Origin of the sequence: Reyranella sp., assembly GCF_004297405.1 — a bacterium.
GTDB lineage: Bacteria > Pseudomonadota > Alphaproteobacteria > Reyranellales > Reyranellaceae > Reyranella.
Genome location: NZ_SCVC01000043.1, coordinates 32327 through 49121, shown reverse-complemented (window position 1 = coordinate 49121; position 16795 = coordinate 32327). Strand labels below are relative to the sequence as shown.

General features: G+C 60.2%; 16 protein-coding genes and 1 tRNA gene. 15 read left to right on the top strand and 2 right to left on the bottom strand.

All coding sequences use genetic code 11. The features are described from left to right. Position 1: 1 nt before the first annotated feature. From EPO50_RS28015 to EPO50_RS27975, 9 genes are all read left to right on the top strand, one after another. Entirely contained in the window at positions 2-301 is a 300-nt protein-coding gene (locus EPO50_RS28015) for an iron transporter (RefSeq protein ID WP_296349776.1), read from the top strand. A gap of 1 nt (position 302) precedes the next feature. Continuing rightward, the gene (locus EPO50_RS28010) at positions 303-1859 is read left to right on the top strand and encodes a PepSY domain-containing protein (RefSeq protein ID WP_296349774.1); all 1557 of its coding nucleotides are present in this window, start codon (positions 303-305) and stop codon (positions 1857-1859) included. Beyond that, positions 1856-2578: a DUF4198 domain-containing protein gene (locus EPO50_RS28005; RefSeq protein ID WP_296349771.1), complete on the top strand. Its 723-nt coding sequence runs from the start codon at positions 1856-1858 to the stop codon at positions 2576-2578. The genes EPO50_RS28010 and EPO50_RS28005 overlap by 4 nt, the downstream gene beginning before the upstream one ends. 22 nt (positions 2579-2600) lie before the next feature. Then, on the top strand, positions 2601-3041 hold the full coding sequence (locus tag EPO50_RS28000; protein ID WP_296349769.1) for a Fur family transcriptional regulator: 441 nt from the start codon (positions 2601-2603) through the stop codon (positions 3039-3041). A 99-nt stretch (positions 3042-3140) separates the two neighbouring features. Next, positions 3141-4091, top strand: a complete 951-nt coding sequence (locus tag EPO50_RS27995; protein ID WP_296349767.1) for a transporter — start codon at positions 3141-3143, stop codon at positions 4089-4091. A gap of 15 nt (positions 4092-4106) precedes the next feature. After that, positions 4107-5516 carry a DUF1254 domain-containing protein gene (locus tag EPO50_RS27990; protein ID WP_296349765.1) on the top strand — a complete coding sequence of 470 codons (1410 nt, stop codon included), beginning with the start codon at positions 4107-4109 and terminating at the stop codon, positions 5514-5516. Between the two features lie 9 nt (positions 5517-5525). Further along, a complete protein-coding gene (locus EPO50_RS27985; RefSeq protein ID WP_296349764.1) occupies positions 5526-5765 on the top strand; it encodes a DUF3302 domain-containing protein in 240 nt (79 codons plus the stop codon). After that, positions 5762-6700, top strand: a complete 939-nt coding sequence (locus EPO50_RS27980) for an HlyD family secretion protein (RefSeq protein ID WP_296349762.1) — start codon at positions 5762-5764, stop codon at positions 6698-6700. Before EPO50_RS27985 ends, EPO50_RS27980 begins: the two co-directional genes overlap by 4 nt. A 148-nt stretch (positions 6701-6848) precedes the next feature. Beyond that, positions 6849-7481 (top strand): hypothetical protein, encoded by a 633-nt coding sequence (locus EPO50_RS27975; RefSeq protein ID WP_296349760.1) that lies wholly within the window; start codon positions 6849-6851, stop codon positions 7479-7481. Positions 7482-7488: 7 nt separating this feature from the next. Here EPO50_RS27975 and EPO50_RS27970 read toward each other — a convergent pair whose 3' ends face one another. Beyond that, positions 7489-8265, bottom strand: coding sequence for an enoyl-CoA hydratase-related protein (locus EPO50_RS27970; protein WP_296349758.1), 777 nt, complete (start codon positions 8263-8265; stop codon positions 7489-7491). 69 nt (positions 8266-8334) lie between these two features. Between EPO50_RS27970 and EPO50_RS27965 the strand changes: the two genes are divergently transcribed. From EPO50_RS27965 to EPO50_RS27950, 4 genes are all read left to right on the top strand, one after another. Further along, positions 8335-9870: a class I adenylate-forming enzyme family protein gene (locus EPO50_RS27965; protein WP_296349756.1), complete on the top strand. Its 1536-nt coding sequence runs from the start codon at positions 8335-8337 to the stop codon at positions 9868-9870. A 55-nt stretch (positions 9871-9925) separates the two neighbouring features. After that, positions 9926-10002: transfer RNA gene (locus tag EPO50_RS27960), tRNA-Arg, on the top strand. Positions 10003-10101: 99 nt separating this feature from the next. Then, positions 10102-11427 (top strand): tyrosine-type recombinase/integrase, encoded by a 1326-nt coding sequence (locus EPO50_RS27955; protein ID WP_296349754.1) that lies wholly within the window; start codon positions 10102-10104, stop codon positions 11425-11427. A gap of 663 nt (positions 11428-12090) precedes the next feature. Next, the gene (locus EPO50_RS27950) at positions 12091-12906 is read left to right on the top strand and encodes a hypothetical protein (RefSeq protein ID WP_296349752.1); all 816 of its coding nucleotides are present in this window, start codon (positions 12091-12093) and stop codon (positions 12904-12906) included. 665 nt (positions 12907-13571) lie between these two features. Here the strand turns inward: EPO50_RS27950 and EPO50_RS31595 are convergent. Beyond that, positions 13572-14144: a gamma-glutamylcyclotransferase family protein gene (locus tag EPO50_RS31595; protein WP_367268068.1), complete on the bottom strand. Its 573-nt coding sequence runs from the start codon at positions 14142-14144 to the stop codon at positions 13572-13574. 458 nt (positions 14145-14602) lie between these two features. Here EPO50_RS31595 and EPO50_RS27945 point away from each other — a divergent pair, with 458 nt between their 5' ends. Both EPO50_RS27945 and EPO50_RS27940 read left to right on the top strand, forming a co-directional pair. Next, on the top strand, positions 14603-14950 hold the full coding sequence (locus tag EPO50_RS27945) for a hypothetical protein (RefSeq protein WP_296349750.1): 348 nt from the start codon (positions 14603-14605) through the stop codon (positions 14948-14950). 386 nt (positions 14951-15336) lie between these two features. Beyond that, positions 15337-15999: a hypothetical protein gene (locus EPO50_RS27940; protein ID WP_296349748.1), complete on the top strand. Its 663-nt coding sequence runs from the start codon at positions 15337-15339 to the stop codon at positions 15997-15999. Positions 16000-16795 lie beyond the last annotated feature (796 nt).

Below are 16795 nucleotides of genomic sequence, written 5' to 3'. Positions count from 1 at the left end.
CATGACGGCTCCGCGCGGCATTGCCGTCGTGTTGCGCCTGATCCTGGCGATCGGCGGCGGCTATGCCGTCGCGGCAGGTGTCGCCGCGCAACTTGCCGTGGTGTTGCCGGTGCTCACGCCGTTGCCGCGTAGTGAGGCAGTGGTGCTGGCGTCGATGCTGGCCTTCGTCATCTATCTCGCCGTCCTGATCTCGGCCTTCGCGGTCCGCCGGCTGTCCCATCTCGCGGGACTGCTGGTCGCGGCCGGCGCCTCCTCGTGGGGTGGTGCCTGGGGGATCGTTCGCCTGGGTGGCGGTGCCTGAGATGGAACCGACCTTCCGCGGTTCGATGAACTGGCTGCACACCTGGGCAGGGGTGGTGCTGGGCGGCCTGTTGTTCGCGATCTTCTGGATGGGCACGCTCTCGGTGTTCGATCGCGAGATCGATCGCTGGATGGCGCCGATGACCCGGCTCGCGCTGCCCGCGAAGCCGATCTCTTTCGACGCGCTACGGCCCACGATCGACGAAGCGGCGGCGGCGCGTTCGGCCTTCTGGGCGGCCCTGTTGCCGACCGAGCGCCAGCCGATGATCCGGGTCACCTGGCGCGATGCGACGGGACCGGTGGTCCGTTATCTCGATCCCGTCAGCGGCCATGCATTGCCCGATCCGGGTACTTGGGCCGGCACACGATTCATCTTCCCCTTCCACTTCAACCTGCATCTCCGCGCCTGGAACATTGGCCTCTGGATCGTCGGTTTCGCAGGCATGGCGATGATGGCGCTCTGCGTCGCCGGCGTGGTGATCCACCGCAAGATCTTCACCGACTTCTTTACGTTCCGCGCTGAGAAGAAGCCGCGGCGGCTGATCCTCGATCTGCACAATGTGACCGGCGTGCTGGGCTTTCCCTTCCACATGGCCATCACGCTGTCGGGCCTGATCATCTTCTACATGACCTATTTTCCGAGCAGCTTGCAGGTTGCTTACGGCGGCAACAATCAGGTCTTCGCCAAGGAAGCCTTCGACCTCTACAACCGGCCCAAGGTCAACAAGCCGGGAGAACTGGCCTCACTGGATGCGATGGTCGCCGAAACGACAAAGCTGTGGGATGGCGACTCGCCGCGCTCGCTGGTCGTGCGCAATCCGGGCGATGCTGCGGCGCTGGTGCAGGCCGTCCGCCCTGGCGAGGACAGGGTGGTCGCCCGGACGGACACGGCCTCCTTCGATGGCGCCACGGGCGCGCTGTTGCATCACCGGACCGCGGGCGCGCCGGTCCTGACCACGCAGCGCTTCATTGCTGGTTTGCACTGGATCCAGTTCCGTCACTGGACCCTGCGCTGGCTCTATTTCGGGTTGGGTCTCGTGGGGTGCGTGCTGATCGCCAGCGGCTATCTCTTCTGGCTGGAATCGCGGCGCAAGAAACATCAGCAACTCGGGCTGCAAGGCGTCCGCCTGGTCGAAGGCCTCACGATCGGCAGCGTGACGGGTATCATCGTCGCCACGCTTTCCTTCTTCGTCGCCAATCGCCTGTTGCCACCCGGCATCGTTTTCCTCGGCGTTGAACGCTTCGCTCTCGAGATCTGGATCTTCTATTTCGTCTGGCTGGCGACCTTCGCCCATGCCTGGTTGCTGCCAGCGCGCGCCTGGCTCGACCAGAGCCGCGCGATCGTCTGTCTCGCGGTCGCCGCCGTGCTGTTGAACTGGCTCACGACCGGCGATCATCTCGGCCGCAGTCTCGCCCAGCGCCACCTCTGGTCGGTCGCTGGCATGGATCTTCTCCTGCTGCTGGGCGCCGGCCTGGCCGCCGTGGCAGCGCGCCGGCTTGGGCCACGCACGGTAATTACACACGACACCAAGGCAATTTCCTCGAGAGGTGCTTCATGAAATACGTGACCGGTCTTGCGACAATCCTGACGGCGGCTTTCGCCTTGTTCGCAGGCAATGCCTCAGCGCATCACATCTGGCTGGAGCCCGAAGGCAAGGGCATACAAGTATGCTTCGGCGAGTTCGGTGAGAACCTGCGCGAAACCTCGCCAGGTCTGCTCGATCGCTTGCAACTGCAGGCAAAGACAGTCTCGGCTGCCGGCGAGCGCACGTTGACGCTCAACAAGACGGCCAAGGGTTTCGTCGGTGCAGGCGAGCCCAAGGCCGGTGACAGCATTGTTGCCGAAGATTCGCGCTATCCGATTTCGGTGCGCACGCGAGACGGCGTCACGACGCGCTCCTTGTGGTGGCCGGCCGCGCGTTTCGTTACGGATCGTGCACCGCAAAAGCCGCTGCTCGCGCTCGACGTGGTGCCGGCAGGCGGCAACAAGTTCCAGGTCTTCTTCAAAGGTCAGCCCCTCGCCAAGGCGAAAGTCGAGATCGTGGCGGCCTTCGGCTGGTCGAAGAGCGAATACACCGATGAAAGCGGCAACTTCGAAATCACCCTGCCATGGCGCGGCGCCTATGCATTCGAGATTCGTCACACCGACAAGACACCGGGCAAGCGCGGCGAGGAGGCCTATGATACGGCGAGCTACGTGACGACCCTGACGCTGGTGCAGGCAAGTGGCGCAGAGATGCCGCCGTTGCCGACGCCGGTAACAGGGAAGTCGAACTGAGGCTCGACCGGAAGGTTGGCCGATGACCGTGGCAACGGACCTCGAGCAGCTCTGCCGCGAGCGCGGCATCAAGCTCACCGGGCAAAGGCGCCTGGTGCTCGATGTGCTGGATGCCGCTGCCGATCATCCCTGCGCACACGAGATCCATCGCCGCGTCGTCGGCCAGGATCGCAAGATTGGCGTGGCAACGGTCTATCGCGTGCTGAACAAGCTGGCAGCGGCGGGCATCGTCACGCGATACACCTTCCGTGATGGCAAGGCGCGGTACGAGCGGATGGGGCGGGCGCCTCATCCGCATCTGATCGACGTGGCGACCGGCGAGATCATCGAAGTCGATGATGCGCGGCTCACGCTGCTGATCGAGGAAGAAGCGAGGCGGCGTGGCTACAAACTCCTCGACTATCGGCTGAAATTGTTCGGAGAGGAAAACGCCGAACCCGCGATGGGCGATAAGGATCGCTGAAGAGGCACTTCCTCAGGTGTGCAGGGCGAGGAGTATCGGGTGATCTGCACCGGGCGTAGGATGGCTGCCGGTTCTGGCTGATTTGTCCGGAGGTTCGGCATGTCGATCCACCGCGCTTTCTCTCGATCTCTGGCATCCATTGCAATTGTTGCTACTTGTCTGGGTGCGCCGGCCGCACAGGCGACCGAAGGGGCCGCGAGCTACTACTTCGCGGGCGGTTTCGGCACCTTCCTGACCGCCGTGCCGCCGGAGCCCGGCTTCACTGCCGCCAGTCAAACCCTGATGTTCGGCGGCCAGGCGCAGAGGGCAGTGCTGCGTGGCCGTGCTACCTTCGGCCTCACGGCCTTCGCGCTCTACGAGTATCTCGCGGGCTCTTACACATTCAGTCAGCCGATCCTCGGCGGCCGCCTGCAAGTCGGCGCGGCTGCGCCGGTGGTCGGTACGGCCACCATGACCACCTCGCTCGACACGCGCCTGTTCGGCGGCTTCTCCAGCTCGGCGTCCGATACCGGCTTCGGCGACATGCTGCTCAATCCGTTTGCCTTCTATTGGAGCTTCGGCGAATTCCATGTGAAGCTGGCGCAGTGGGTGGTGGCGCCGACTGGCCGCTACAACGGCGACTCGCTGATCAATGTCGGGCGCAATTACTGGGCCTTCGATACCCAGCTCGGCGTTACCTGGTTCCACAAGGCGACGCTCACCGAGATCACCGTGCTGTCGGGCGTCATGATCAACACCGTCAATCCGGCGACCGACTACAAGTCGGGCAACGAGTTCCATCTCGACTTCATGATCAACCAGTTCATCGTGCCGACCCTCGCCATCGGTCTGCAGGGCTATTGGTACAAGCAGATCGACGGCGACGGCGGCAGCGGTGCCGTGCTGGGCCCCTTCATGGGAGAGTCGTTCGGCCTGGGGCCGGCGATCCTGTGGACACCGGAAGCGCTGAAGGGGCGTGCCGCCATCGTCCTGAAGTGGCTGCACGACATCAGCAACACCAATAGACTGAACGGCGACTGGGGCCAGGTGGCGATCTCGTACCGGTTCTGACCAGGGAGGAACGTCATGCTCCATCGAGCCCTCGCGATCCTCGCACTGCTCGCCACTGCGGGGGCTGCCTTTGCGCAGCCGCAGAAGTCCGATGACCTTGCCAGTCGCGCTGCCGAGCGCCGCGCGGTCGAGGCGGTGATCTGGGGCATGCCGGTGGTCAACTATGACCTCATGTTCCAGGCCATGATTCGCCTGGGCAAAGGTGGCTTCAACGAGATCGTCTACTGGTCGGGACTTCTCGACTGGAAGAACCAGACGCTGACGCCCAATCCCGACGCGATCTACTTCATGCCCTTCATCAACACGAAGGAAGTCGGACCTGTGGTGATCGAGATCCCGCCTGCCGACACGGGCTTGATCAACGGCACCATCATGAACGTCTGGCAGGTGCCCCTGGAGGATGTCGGGCCGGCCGGTGCGGACAAAGGCAAGGGCGGCAAATATCTCGTCCTGCCGCCGGACTATAAGCAGAAGCCGCCCCCAGGTTACATCGTCCTGCCGTCGGATACCTACCGCGGCTATGCCCTGTTGCGCTCGATCCTCAAGAGCGGCAGCGAGGCCGACATCGCCAAGGCTGTCGACTATGGCAAGCGCATCAAGGTCTATCCGCTGTCGCAGGCCGCCAAGCCATCGTCCACCAAGTTCGCCGATGCCCTGGGTACGATGTTCGAGGCGGCGATCCCCTATAGCGCCCGCTTCTTCGAGGCGCTCGATCGCCAGGTGCAGGCGGAGCCGTGGCTCGTCCGCGACAAGGTGATGATCGACCAGCTCAAGTCGATCGGCATCGAGCGTGGCAAGCCCTTCGTCGTCAACGATGCGATGCGCACGATCCTGAGCAACGCTGCCGAAGAAGCTCATGCCTGGCTCGAGATGAAGTACGAGCAGGCCTTCGCTGCGCCCTTCTTCGAAGGCGGTCGCTGGGCACTGCCAGTCACTTCCGAGTACCTTGCGTCGGCGTCGAAAAACTACAACACGCCCGACAGCTATCCCGTCGACAGCCGCGGCCTCGTCTTCTCCCTTGCCTTCTTCACCGCCAAGAACCTCGGTACCGGCCAGTTCTACCTCATGACGATCAAGGACAAGGAGGGGCAGGATTTCGACGGTGCCCGGACCTACAGCCTGACCGTGCCGGCCAAAGCGCCTGTCACTCAATATTGGTCGGCGACGATCTACGACAGGGCGACGCATACGCTGATCCGCGATATGCCGCGCGCCGGCCGTTCGTCGCAGAGTCCGGACCTCAAAAGGAATGCCGACGGCTCGGTCGATCTGTTCTTCGGCCCTAGCGCGCCGGAGGGCAAGGAGTCCAACTGGATACCGACCAGGCCTGGCGGACGTTTCGAGGTCTTGTTCCGCTTCTATGGGCCTGAGAAGGCCCTGCTCGATGGGACCTGGAAGCTGCCCGATATCGAGGAAATGAAGTAAGGGGAAGGCATGCTCGATCTCTTCGCCTGGCTCGTACTCGCCATTCTCGTCGCGAGCGCGATTGCCACTGTCGCCATCGCGGGCTCTCTGCCCGGCCATATCGCCCGCAAGCGCGGCCACCCCTGGGTCGAGGCGGTCACAGTGGCGGGCTGGGTGACGTTGTTCCTTGGCTTCGTGCTCTGGCCGGTCGTGCTGATCTGGGCCTATGTCGACGTGCCGTCGCCTCGACGGAGCGAGGCGCGCCAATGATCGTCGCGATCTTCAACGTCTATCTGGTTCTTCTGTTCGCGCTGGTGAAGCTCCGCATCGTGCGCTTCACGCTTTTCTGGAAGATCTCGCCGGCCCTGGTTCTGGTGCTGTTGCTGTTCGGCCTGTTCATCCCGATGGGATGGGGCGCGCCGCAGGGCAAAGTGCTCGTGATCCGCCAATCCGTGCCGATCGTGGCCGACGTGGCGGGTGAGGTGATCGAAGTGCCGGTCGAGGCCAACCGGCCGGTCAAAGCGGGCGATGTGCTCTTCCGGATCGATCCTGTACCCTTTCGCGCCCAGGTCGATGCGCTGGCTGCCCAACTCCGCTTCGAGGAGTTGCGGCTCGAACAGATGACGCAGCTTGAACGCACCCAGGCCGGCCGTGCCTTCGATGTGCAGCAACGCGAAGCCAGCGTCGAACAACTCAAGGCTCAGATCGAGGGCGCACAGTGGAACCTCGACAAGACCGTGGTGCGGGCGCCGACGGACGGCTACGTGACCAATCTGGCCCTGCGCAAGGGCGCCCGTGTCGCCAACCTGCCGCTTTCACCTGTGATGGCTTTCATCGACACGTCCGACACCGTGGTTGGCGTCGAGGTGGCGCAGATCGATGGCCGTTTCATCGCGCCGGGCCAGGAGGTCGAACTCACCTTCAAATTCCTGCCGGGCCAGATTCACAAGGGCCGGGTCGTCGCGGTGCTGCAGGCGATCTCGACCGGCCAGGTCCAGGCTTCGGGGCTGGCGGTAACGCCGGCGCCGGTTCAGGCCCTGCCCTTTGCGGTACGAGTGAAGCTCGACGATCCGGCGTTGGCCGAAAGCCTTCCGGCCGGCAGCGTCGGCGATGCGGCGATCTTCACCGAGCACGTCAAGGCCGCTCACATCATCCGCAAGGTCCTGCTGCGCCAGATTGCGATCCTGAACTACGTGCTGCCTTAACCCAGATGCCAATCGCACTCGATGTGCTGCGTCGTCGATGCAGATTCCGGACAATATTTTGCGACTTCCCTTGAAAAGGCGCACACTGGGCTTTCATTGAGAAGACAAACGGCACGACGGGAGATCCTGGCGATCGAACGGAGGACCGATGCGTCGCACGAACGCGGGATTGGCTTTAGCTGGCAGCCTGCTCCTCATGGGAACAGGCGTCGCACGGGCCGATTGTGCGGCCGAGTTCGCCGACATCAACCGCGTCACTCTAACGGCCGGTTCCTACGAGATCGCCACGACAATATCGATTACGCCGCCGCGGACTATGGACCAGAGCGGGCAGGTGGCGCAGTCGATGCACGTTACGCAAATCCTGCCGCCCCGTTCTTTCCGCGTCCGCACGCGGTCCGCCGAGATCATCGTGACTGAAGACGACAGAGGTTGGGTCAACGCCGGAGGGCCCTGGCTCGAGATGTCCAAGGAGAAGCTGGCGGACTTGTTGGAGGAAGCGCCTTTCAACGGCTACTTCGTTACCAAGGACCAACGCGACCTCGAATGCCAAGGCGTGCAAAACGTCGACGGCAAATCCTACCTGACCTTCGTCTATGCCGCCGTGGTGAACGTCAGAACCAAGAGCCCGCAGACGACGCAGATCACAGCCTATTTCGATCCAGCCACCCGCTTGCCCGTTGGCGGGCAGACTCTCGTCGAGGTCCTGGGGGCGCGTATACAAGCCGAGATGATTTACAAGTTCGACTCTTCGATTAGGATCGAACTGCCCAGCCCCTGAAGGACGTTTACCGTCCGGTGAATCGCGCCGGCCGCTTCTCCATGAAGGCAGCAGCGCCTTCGCGTAGATCATCGGTGACGAAAGCGCGGCCTTGGGTCGAGGCTTCGCTGTCGAGTGTGGCGGCAAGTGGCGCTGCCCACGCGGCCTCGAGCTGACCCTTGATCAGGCCGAGGCTGATCGGCGGACCATTCGCCAGCTTCTCGGCAATAGCGATGGCTTCATCGAGCAAAGCCGCGTCGTCGACGGTCTTCCAGATCAGCCCCCATTTCTCGGCCGTCTCGGCTGGCAAGGGTTCGGCGAGGAGGGCGAGGGCGCGCGTTCGCGCCGCACCGATCGACCTCTGGAGGAAGAGTGACGTTCCGGCGTCGAGCACGGCGCCGAGGCGAGCGAAGCTCAGGATGAACCTGGCAGAGCGCGCGGCGATCACGACATCGCCCGCGAGTGCGATCCCGACACCGGCGCCGGCTGCCGCGCCGTTGACGGCGACGACGATGGGGATCGACAGGCTGCGCATCCGGTCGATCACCGGATTGATGCCGTCGCGCATGCGTTCGGTGACGCCGGCGCCCGCGCTGAACGTGTTGCCGCCGAACTGCGCGCCCGAACAGAAACCCTTGCCGGCGCCGGTCAGCACGATGGCACGCGCAGCCGGCGCTTCGAGCGCCGCATCGAGCGCGGCGTTCAGATCGCCGACCAGGCTCATCGCCAGGGCGTTGTACTGAGCGGGATTGTTGAGCGTCAGGATCGCCAGCGATCCGCGCCGTTCAGACAGAACCATCGACATTGTGTTCATTCCTCCAGACTGCCAGCCTAGCAGTACAAACTGGTACGGCAACGTGGGAGGCAGCAACCGATGGAACGGTCCCTCGGCAAGATGGTGGTCGGCAACATTCTGACGGCCGCCGCAATTCGTCATCCTGAGTCTCCTGCCATCTACTGCGCCGCTACTGATCGGCGGTTCAACTATCGTCAGGTCGAGGAGCGCACCAATCGCCTGGCTCAGACGCTTCTGGGCCTTAGCTTCAGGAAGGGAGATGTGGTTGCCTTCCTGACCTCGAACCGTGCCGAGATCGTCGAGATCTATTTCGCACTGGCGCGCACCGGCATTGTTGGCCTGCCGTTGAACTACCGGCTGGCCGCTGCCGAAATACTCGAACTGGTGCGGGCGATGGGCGCGACCGGCCTGATCTACGAAGACCGATTTGCGTCGGTGGCCGAGCAGGCTTCTGCGACGACGAAGCACCTGATCCAGTTCGGTGGCGAAAAGACGGGGCACGCGCTCGACTACGAGGGCCTGCTGGCGGCGGCGCCCGCGACGGCGCCCGAGATCGAGATCGACGAGGCCGATCCCTTCTATTTCAACCTCACCTCGGGCACGACTGGATTGCCCAAGTCCTATCTGCTGACCCAGTACAACAACAGTACTTTGGGCTCGATGTTTCAGGCGCTCGATCTGTCACGCCACGACGTGACGATGACGGTGTTTCCAGCCTTTGGCCGCGTCGGCTTCGCCTGGATCGCCGGGTCGATGCTCTACGGCATCCCGCATGTGCTGGCGAACTTCGAGCCCAACGAGGTGCTACGCCTGATCGCAGCGGAACGCGTCACGATCTTCAATCTCGTGCCGACCATGGCGGCGATGATGCTGCCGGCCCAGACGGCGGCGAAGCATGATCTCGGTTCAGTGCGCGGCATCGTTTTTGCCGGCGCGATGTTGCCCGAAAGTATTCGAGCGCAAACGGCTGCGGAGCTCTGCCCGAACATCTACGAGTATTACGGCATGCAGGAGACTGGCGCGCTGGTCGTCAGCACGCCGGAGGATCGCAAGCGGCGGTCCGATTCGGTGGGGCGGGCGATTACTTTCGCCGAAGTCCGGATCGTCGACGACAACGGCCGGACCCTGGAGCCGGACCAGGTCGGTGAGATCGTCGGGCGCTCTCCCAATGCGGTGACGGCCTACTACCAGAATCCCGCAAAGTCGGCCGAGACGTTTCGCGATGGCTGGATCCACACCGGTGATCTCGGCAGCCTGGATGCGGAGGGCTATCTCACCATCCGCGGGCGCAAGAAGGACATGATCGTGACCGGCGGCCAGAACGTCTACGCCGCCGAAGTCGAGGAGATCCTGCTGAAGTGCCCGGGCGTCGCCGACTGCGCGGTCTTCGGCCTTCCCGACAACCTCTGGGGCGAGAGAGTTACGGCGCTGGTGGTCACTGAACAGGATATGGCGGTCACACCGCAGGACCTCGACGCTTTCTGCCGCCAGCACCTCGCCGGCTTCAAGACACCCAAGGAATTCATCGTCGAAAGCGAGGCTTTGCCGCGTACACCGACAGGCAAGGTGCAGAAATTCCTGCTCGTGGAGCGCTTCACTCGCGGGGAGCCCTAGGCACTGGTCAAACGGGATTCCCAAATCCAGGCGGGATGAGCTATGAAGCCCTTACGTCCCCGTAGCTCAGCCGGATAGAGCAGCGGTTTCCTAAACCGGAGGTCGGAGGTTCGAATCCTCTCGGGGACGCCACACTTCAATCCATCATATTTTACGGGATTTTTTTCATCTGCTGATTTGATCTTTACCCCAAATTACCCCGATTCTAGACTCCTTCCAGGAGGTGCGAACATGAAGGGGTTGATACGGAAGGGGGCGAAGTTCGCGTTTCAGGCAGGTATTCCGAAGGATGTTCGCGAGCAGTTCGACAATAAGAAGAAGTTCCAGAAAATCTTCGACACCGATGATCCTATCCATGCGGAACGTCTCGCCGTGGAGGCGGGTCGAGAGTTCAGATCGACGATCCTTCAATATCGACAAGCCGCACTGAATGGCCATCGACTTGACCCGATCCGACGCGAACAGATCGTCGGCTGGCTATTCGGGAACTACTTCAACAAGGTTCATGACGAACGCTACTTCGACCTGAAGGGAGCGATCAGCGCGATCATCAGCGAAGCCCATCAGGACGACTTTCCCTTGATTCGAGGTCTGGCCACCGAAGGCCTCATTTTCGATGAGATCGTAGAATCTGTCGAACGGTTGCTAGAGTGGGCCGAAGGCACAGGCTACGCGAGAAAGACTAAGCCAGATAGGCCAGGATCGACCTTAGTCGGTGCTTCCGAGATCTGGGCGAAGCGAGCATCACAGAGCCTGAAGACGATCAAAGCCTACAAGAAATCAGTTCGGGACTTTACGCACTGGTTTGAGCTGAGCCATGGCCAGTGCTACGGGGCGCGGATCACCCCCGGCCACGTAAACGAATACGTCACTCACTTGATGATGAAGAATGCGGCAAAAGCCACAATCGGTCGTGAACTGTCTGCACTGAGGCTGATCTACAAGGCTGGTCAATTCTCCCGAGGAGCAAATCCGTTTAGTGGGGTGAACGACCGCATGGTCATCGAAGGTGACCAGTTAAAGGTCCGCAATTTCACTGATGACGAGGTCCGGAAGCTTCTCGATCCCAAGCACTTGGATCATCCGGCAATGATGATCGCGGCTTACTCTGGAATGCGCCTCTCAGAAATCGCTTCGTTGAGAAAGCGGAATGTCGAGAAAGTCGGAGAGATTCGGGTGTTCAACCTGATCACTGCGGGGAAGCGGAAGACCAAGGCCGCATACCGGAAGGTTCCAATCCATCCGACCCTGTACATCAGGGTCCTCAAAAAGCTGTTGGCTAACCGGGAACCCGATGATTGCCTGATCGAAGGTGGGACCACCGATGCCCTTTCCAAACGGATCAACCGGGTGATCGACGAGATAACGACCGATCCTAGCGTTCGCGCGCACAGTTTCAGACACACCTTCATCACTAAACTTGCAGAAGCTGGCGTCCCTAGGGAACTCCGCATGGCCATTGCCGGACACGAGGGTTCGGATGCCCATGACCGATACACGCATGCAAGCTTCATTGCGGAGCTCGGAAAGAAGATCGTTCGAGTACGATACGACTGAAACCTCCTAATGCCTTTGCAGGATGACTTAATAAAGATCCGAGTGTATGCGTGCGGCGCCGATTCCTTTCATGAAGACCGTACTGGCGCGACTGTCCGGCTCCCCGGATTGGCTTCCCGAACCTGAGTTTCGCAACACTCTTGGATCGTTTAGATCCTTCATTCCAGAAGACGAATGGGAGTAGAGGCAGCCAAGCTATGGTATGCCGCCTCTATGATACGGCACTTGAGCAATTCAATGGCCCGAATGATGCCGGGCGCTTCTTCAATTCCACGGATACGTTCGGCTCATAAACTCGCGCAGTGCCGGCTAGGCGATCGGCATTCGCTCACGGAGCTGCTCAGCTACTCTGATGCGATGATCGCAATTGAGATGCCGTTATCGCTCTCTGAGAGTGTCGGCGAACAGTAGAACCTGTCGCTCAGTCGCCTGTCGGCGATGCGGGTATCGCGACCAATGCCGCTAGATTGACCAAAGCAGCAATGGCTGCACGGAAGTGATTCTGAAGTTGCAGTTCATGAGGGGCTGAACCAGTCCTAAGTGGACTTTTCTCGGAATGCCTTGAAGCGCGGGAAAGTAGACCTATCTCTCAAAGCATCGAGCACACCTTATAGCTCGAATCGCACGCTGATCGATCCTATTCGTGGGTTATCGTGGCCTTAGATGGCATTCGGCGTACCAACATCCAATGTGGACGTTGCGCGCGCCCAGACAGCGCGTGAGATTCGATTTCAAGGTGATGAAATGCTTAGTGGATCTAGAACGCGTAAGAGAGTTGCAAAGAGTACGTTGGTGGAATGGCAGTCGGGCCGATTGGAACTTGGGAAGGTCATTCGAGAGGGAAGGAGCTGGTCAGTCGACGACCCGAACAGTCTCTACTGGTATGGCTTCGATGAGGAGGTATTCGTAGTTCGGGACTTCGTTGGCGCCGATCGACTGTTTGATGGCCGAGAGGCTGTAGCGCGACTGGAACGACCGGCCCGCAAGGGATTATTACCCAGATTGGTGTGCTTTGTGGAATTCACGTCCCACTACGTGACCAATGCCGATGAGGAAGAATGCCGTAGCATTCTGAATGGCGCATACAGCGCTTTTGATTCCAGTAAGCCCGTTCTTTGTGGTGGGTGGGACGAAGACAGCATCTCAGTTATGCCGGTCCGCTCAATTGATCCTCACTGGATATCGGCCGTTTACAAGCCGACGGTTGAAGAGGTCGATCTTTCAGCAGACGTCGCAGATCCCGATGTTCGGACTAGAGTGCGCGGCGCGCGTGCTGCTCGGAAAGTGGCCGTCGATCAGTTCGTTCTCGATCCCCTCGAGGGACAGAAAGGCGCCAGCTGCTACGCGCTCGTGTCACAAGATGGAGAATTATCGGAATTCACCAATGGATGGTCGTCGAGCGGCATTGTTGCGACGCCGTCAGCCGAGATCTTGGAAGAGCTCCGAAAGTTGATGATAAGCTCGAAGCCGCCAGCCTGAAATCAGGCGGACCACAGTCACGTCGTTCCAAAACCCGAACTAGAGCGGCTGAACAGTAAAGACTTGAGACGGGCACTAGGCTGCTTGTAGGCAGAAAGCGAGCACGATTGAGGCGATTTGATACTTAATCGTGACCGGGCACTTGCTTGCGGCGCTCCATCGGATTCAGGCGTGGTAGCTACTTGAGTTGGCGGTTCAGGAGCTGTTAGGCGACAAGGACCTCGCGGCGCGGATCCGGCCGAGCGTGCGATCGTCGCGCGTCTCGCTAGGCTGCTGGATGGGAAATATGAACGCTGGTCGATCTATCAGGAGTGGATTTGGCGCGAGGACGTGATCAAGCGGCTTCGCTGTGGTCTGTCCGCTGCAATCGCCGAAATAGATCAGGTGACTAGAGCTTCCCGCCGGCTTGCAGCCAAGCAATGCGTTCTCGCCAAAAGAGCTGCCGCTGGTCATCACTTCTTGGCCCGGCAAACTCGCGCCAATCTAGGCAGATCGTCGACGGTGAGATGCTTCCGGCGCCTCCGCATCTCGCCTCGCGCATAAGTATTTGCGCTTCGGCCGGAAACATCGCGCAAAGCCCAAGGAAGACAACTTCGCCCCGCCAATCCCGCAACGGCGTGAACGCCAGTCGTTCGAGTAAGAGGATTTGCTTGAAAGTCTCGGCCTCATCGAAGCTTGTCCGCCTTAGCCGCCGTCGGAGGTACTCGGTGAGGGGGGTAAACTGACTCATTGAGTGCCCCAACCGGCTCCCCTTGGCGTGCAGAGGCCCACTGTGCCAGCTCATCAATGTACTCCCGGGTGAACCCCCAATGCCGCGCGCTGCTAAGAATGGGAGCGAGCAACGATGCGCTCCCTACGCCAAGTCTTTGGTCCTTGCTGCAATAAAACTCGCTGATGCATAGCACCCCCTCAGCAGTCGTGGCGAACGATCCGTAGCGCTCGTGGAGATGCGGTACTCCTTCGAGGATGTCCAATGCGGCAAGCTCAACCTCACGTACCTTCCAGATTATCCCGAACACTTGATGGCCGCGCCTAGGCACAATGGTGGGTTCCCCACTTTCGTTGATGATCCAACGGCGGCCCTTGTACCGCGCGAGAGTCACAAAGTGAGGTTGAAGCCCGATCGCTCGTAGCTCAGCGATGTCCAGGAATCGGGCATAGGCAAACAAGTGTCGGTAGCCGACGGTCGGCAGTATCAAACGGGACGCCAGTCTAACTAGAGATCCAGGTTCGTTCATGAAAGCCCTCCTACTTATGGAGGTGTCCCTGCAGTTTGGGGGGGCTCGTTGGGCGCTCTGGATGACGAAAGAATGGAGTGTTGGTGGGCGCAGGCCATGCTGCGCCTTTAGTTTGGTTCGCCGAAGGTCGAGCAGGGGGCGAAAGCAAGGTAGTCGCGTCAGCGCAAGCTAAGCCCGAAGGGATCAACCATGCTGAGGTTGAAGTTAGGTGCCGCATGAATAGCCCGCGATTCCCCTATTCACGCAGAATTTGGCTCAGGTCGCCGGTGCAATGATGCGCCACACGACAATCTCTCGAGGAGAGGCTCAAAGCGAGTAGCGCGTGCTGATTGGTCAAAATGGGCCGCGCCACTGCCTTGAACAGGAGGCGGCAGTGACTCATTTACTAGTCAGGTATCAACTGATGAGAGATGACAATGAGTGTAATGGAATCATCTACGGCGGGGCACCAAGCAGGCATGATCCGCAAGACTGAGCCTAGCGCACACCAATCCAGCGAGTTCTTTATCGCCTCGGTGAGTGGCGATGAATTGTTTGAGCTTGGCGAGCATCAAAGTGAACTGATTTACTGTGGAAGGGGAGATCGCTTAGAAATCTTATTCAACAAAGTGCATGTGAGCGCCGGCGAGGAACCGCAATGGGTATTCGGCTGTTGGGCCGAGATCTCTCATGAAGGGGAGCTCATTCTTCTTGATGTGCATTGGCAAGGTGATGCGAAGTACCTGCCGAGTGCGAATCCAATTGTGCTGACGGAGAGCAACGGGAATGCGATCCGATTTGATCGACGCAAACATTCTGGCTGGTGAAGCAGAAAGAAGGTAACGCGAGCACAGTAAGCCGAAGTGTTGTGAAGTCTCTCTGGCCTTCTTCTGCTTAACACTACTGATCCTCACTGCGACTCAACTCGGTCGAACGAGATCGCAGTCATATTCATTCGCCGAGACGAGTGGTTGTGATTCAATCTTTGATTCAATCTTGACTTTTCTGCTCTTCGCCTGTATATTTGTAGTATTCACGTGGAAGGGCGACGTACGAATATGAAGTTCGTCGAAATGACAGCTTAAGCCCTCTGGGCCGTGCCGCGTCGGTCGCCGCCGGTCCTGAACGTGCTCTTCAAAGAAATTCCAATAGACTTCCGGAGAGATGCGGTGCGCCGTTGTCGGTGTACGCAGCCTCGACGAAGGAGAACTGCATGCTGCAGGCCATCGGTACTGGCTCACGGTGCAATGTTGCACGACACGACAATCTCATGAGCCTGCGTCAGATCGATCTAGAAGTGTCGAAGAATTTGGAAGCGATGGTCCAAGCTGCAGGATCGATCCGCGATTCCGCTGCCCACGTAGTCGTCGCAGGTGTCCGCATGGCGTCGATCAGGCGCGCCGATCTCGACGCCTGGGAGAAGTTCGTGGCGCCTCTCGAGATCAAAACGAAAGGGCGCAGCCAAGAGTACCGAGAAGTGGCGCACGTGATCTTCCGGCACTTCGAGACGCAACTCCAGGGGGATGGATCGCTGCGTCGGAAAACCATCAGCCGAGATCAGATTAGCCGCTATGGCGCTGCAATAGCGCTTGCGCATCAATGGTTCGAGGAGGGGTGCCGCGAACCGTCGCAGCTTGCTCTGCGTATCACTAAGACCGGTGGCGTGTGGACTCTGGCACGACTGTGGGCCGAACGAAATGAGATTACTGAAATGCTGTCGAGTAAAGAGAGCAGCACAGACACGAAGGACATTTCGCTAAGGCTGTGCGTGCCAAAGCCAGATATTCCGACATTGTTGCTAGTCCTCCCCAATGGTACCCACCGAACTGTGCCGGCCGATCTCGCGGAGCCCGTTGTTGCGAGGATGCTTCAATGAACAACCCGGTTCGGCGATATAAGGATCGCGGAAGGAACGGCCCGCTCGTGCTTGGCTCGCTGCACCCTGCCGTGGCTGAGGATCGGCCACTCTTTCCGGCCATGGTTCGGTCTGCCGCCAGTGTCGATCGAGTGCTGAAGCCGGGCCGGCATAGCAAGAAGTTGGGCTCACATTTTAGTAAGGGCCTGTGGCGAGGCATGCCAATCTATAGCCTCTCGCTGCCCGAACGCACGACGTGCCCCATGGCCTGCCAAGTGCGGGCTTCATGCTACGGAACAGAATGCAGCTGGCGACACGGTTCATTGTAGATGCGGCCCTTCGTGCCAAACTAACAATTGAGCTAGAGAATCTCGCCTCGGTATTCTCTTCGGGAGTAGCGGTGCGACTGCATTCCCTTGGTGACTTCGCCGATCTGCCTTATGCCAAGTTTTGGCTAAGCGCGGTTCAAGCGATCAGGCCGCTCCATGTGTTTGGCTTCACAGCCCATACGCGCCAGTCGGAGATTGGGGCGGCAATCGAAGAGGCGTCGCTGCGATGGGATCGGTTTCGGATTAGGTTCAGTGGAGGCGAAGGGGAGAGATCCGCAGTCGTGTTGGAAAAGGCCCCATGGGGTCGGCATGCGGCGGGTGTCACGTGTCCAGCGGATCCGGCCCATCCTGAGATTAGCTGCGGTTCGTGCGGTTTGTGCGTGACTAGTCGCGCGCGGATCGCGTTCGGATTACACTGAGGCGGCCACATCGAAGACGTCAAGTCGAAGTCACAAGCGCCAACATTTGAACTGGCACTTCGAGAAGTC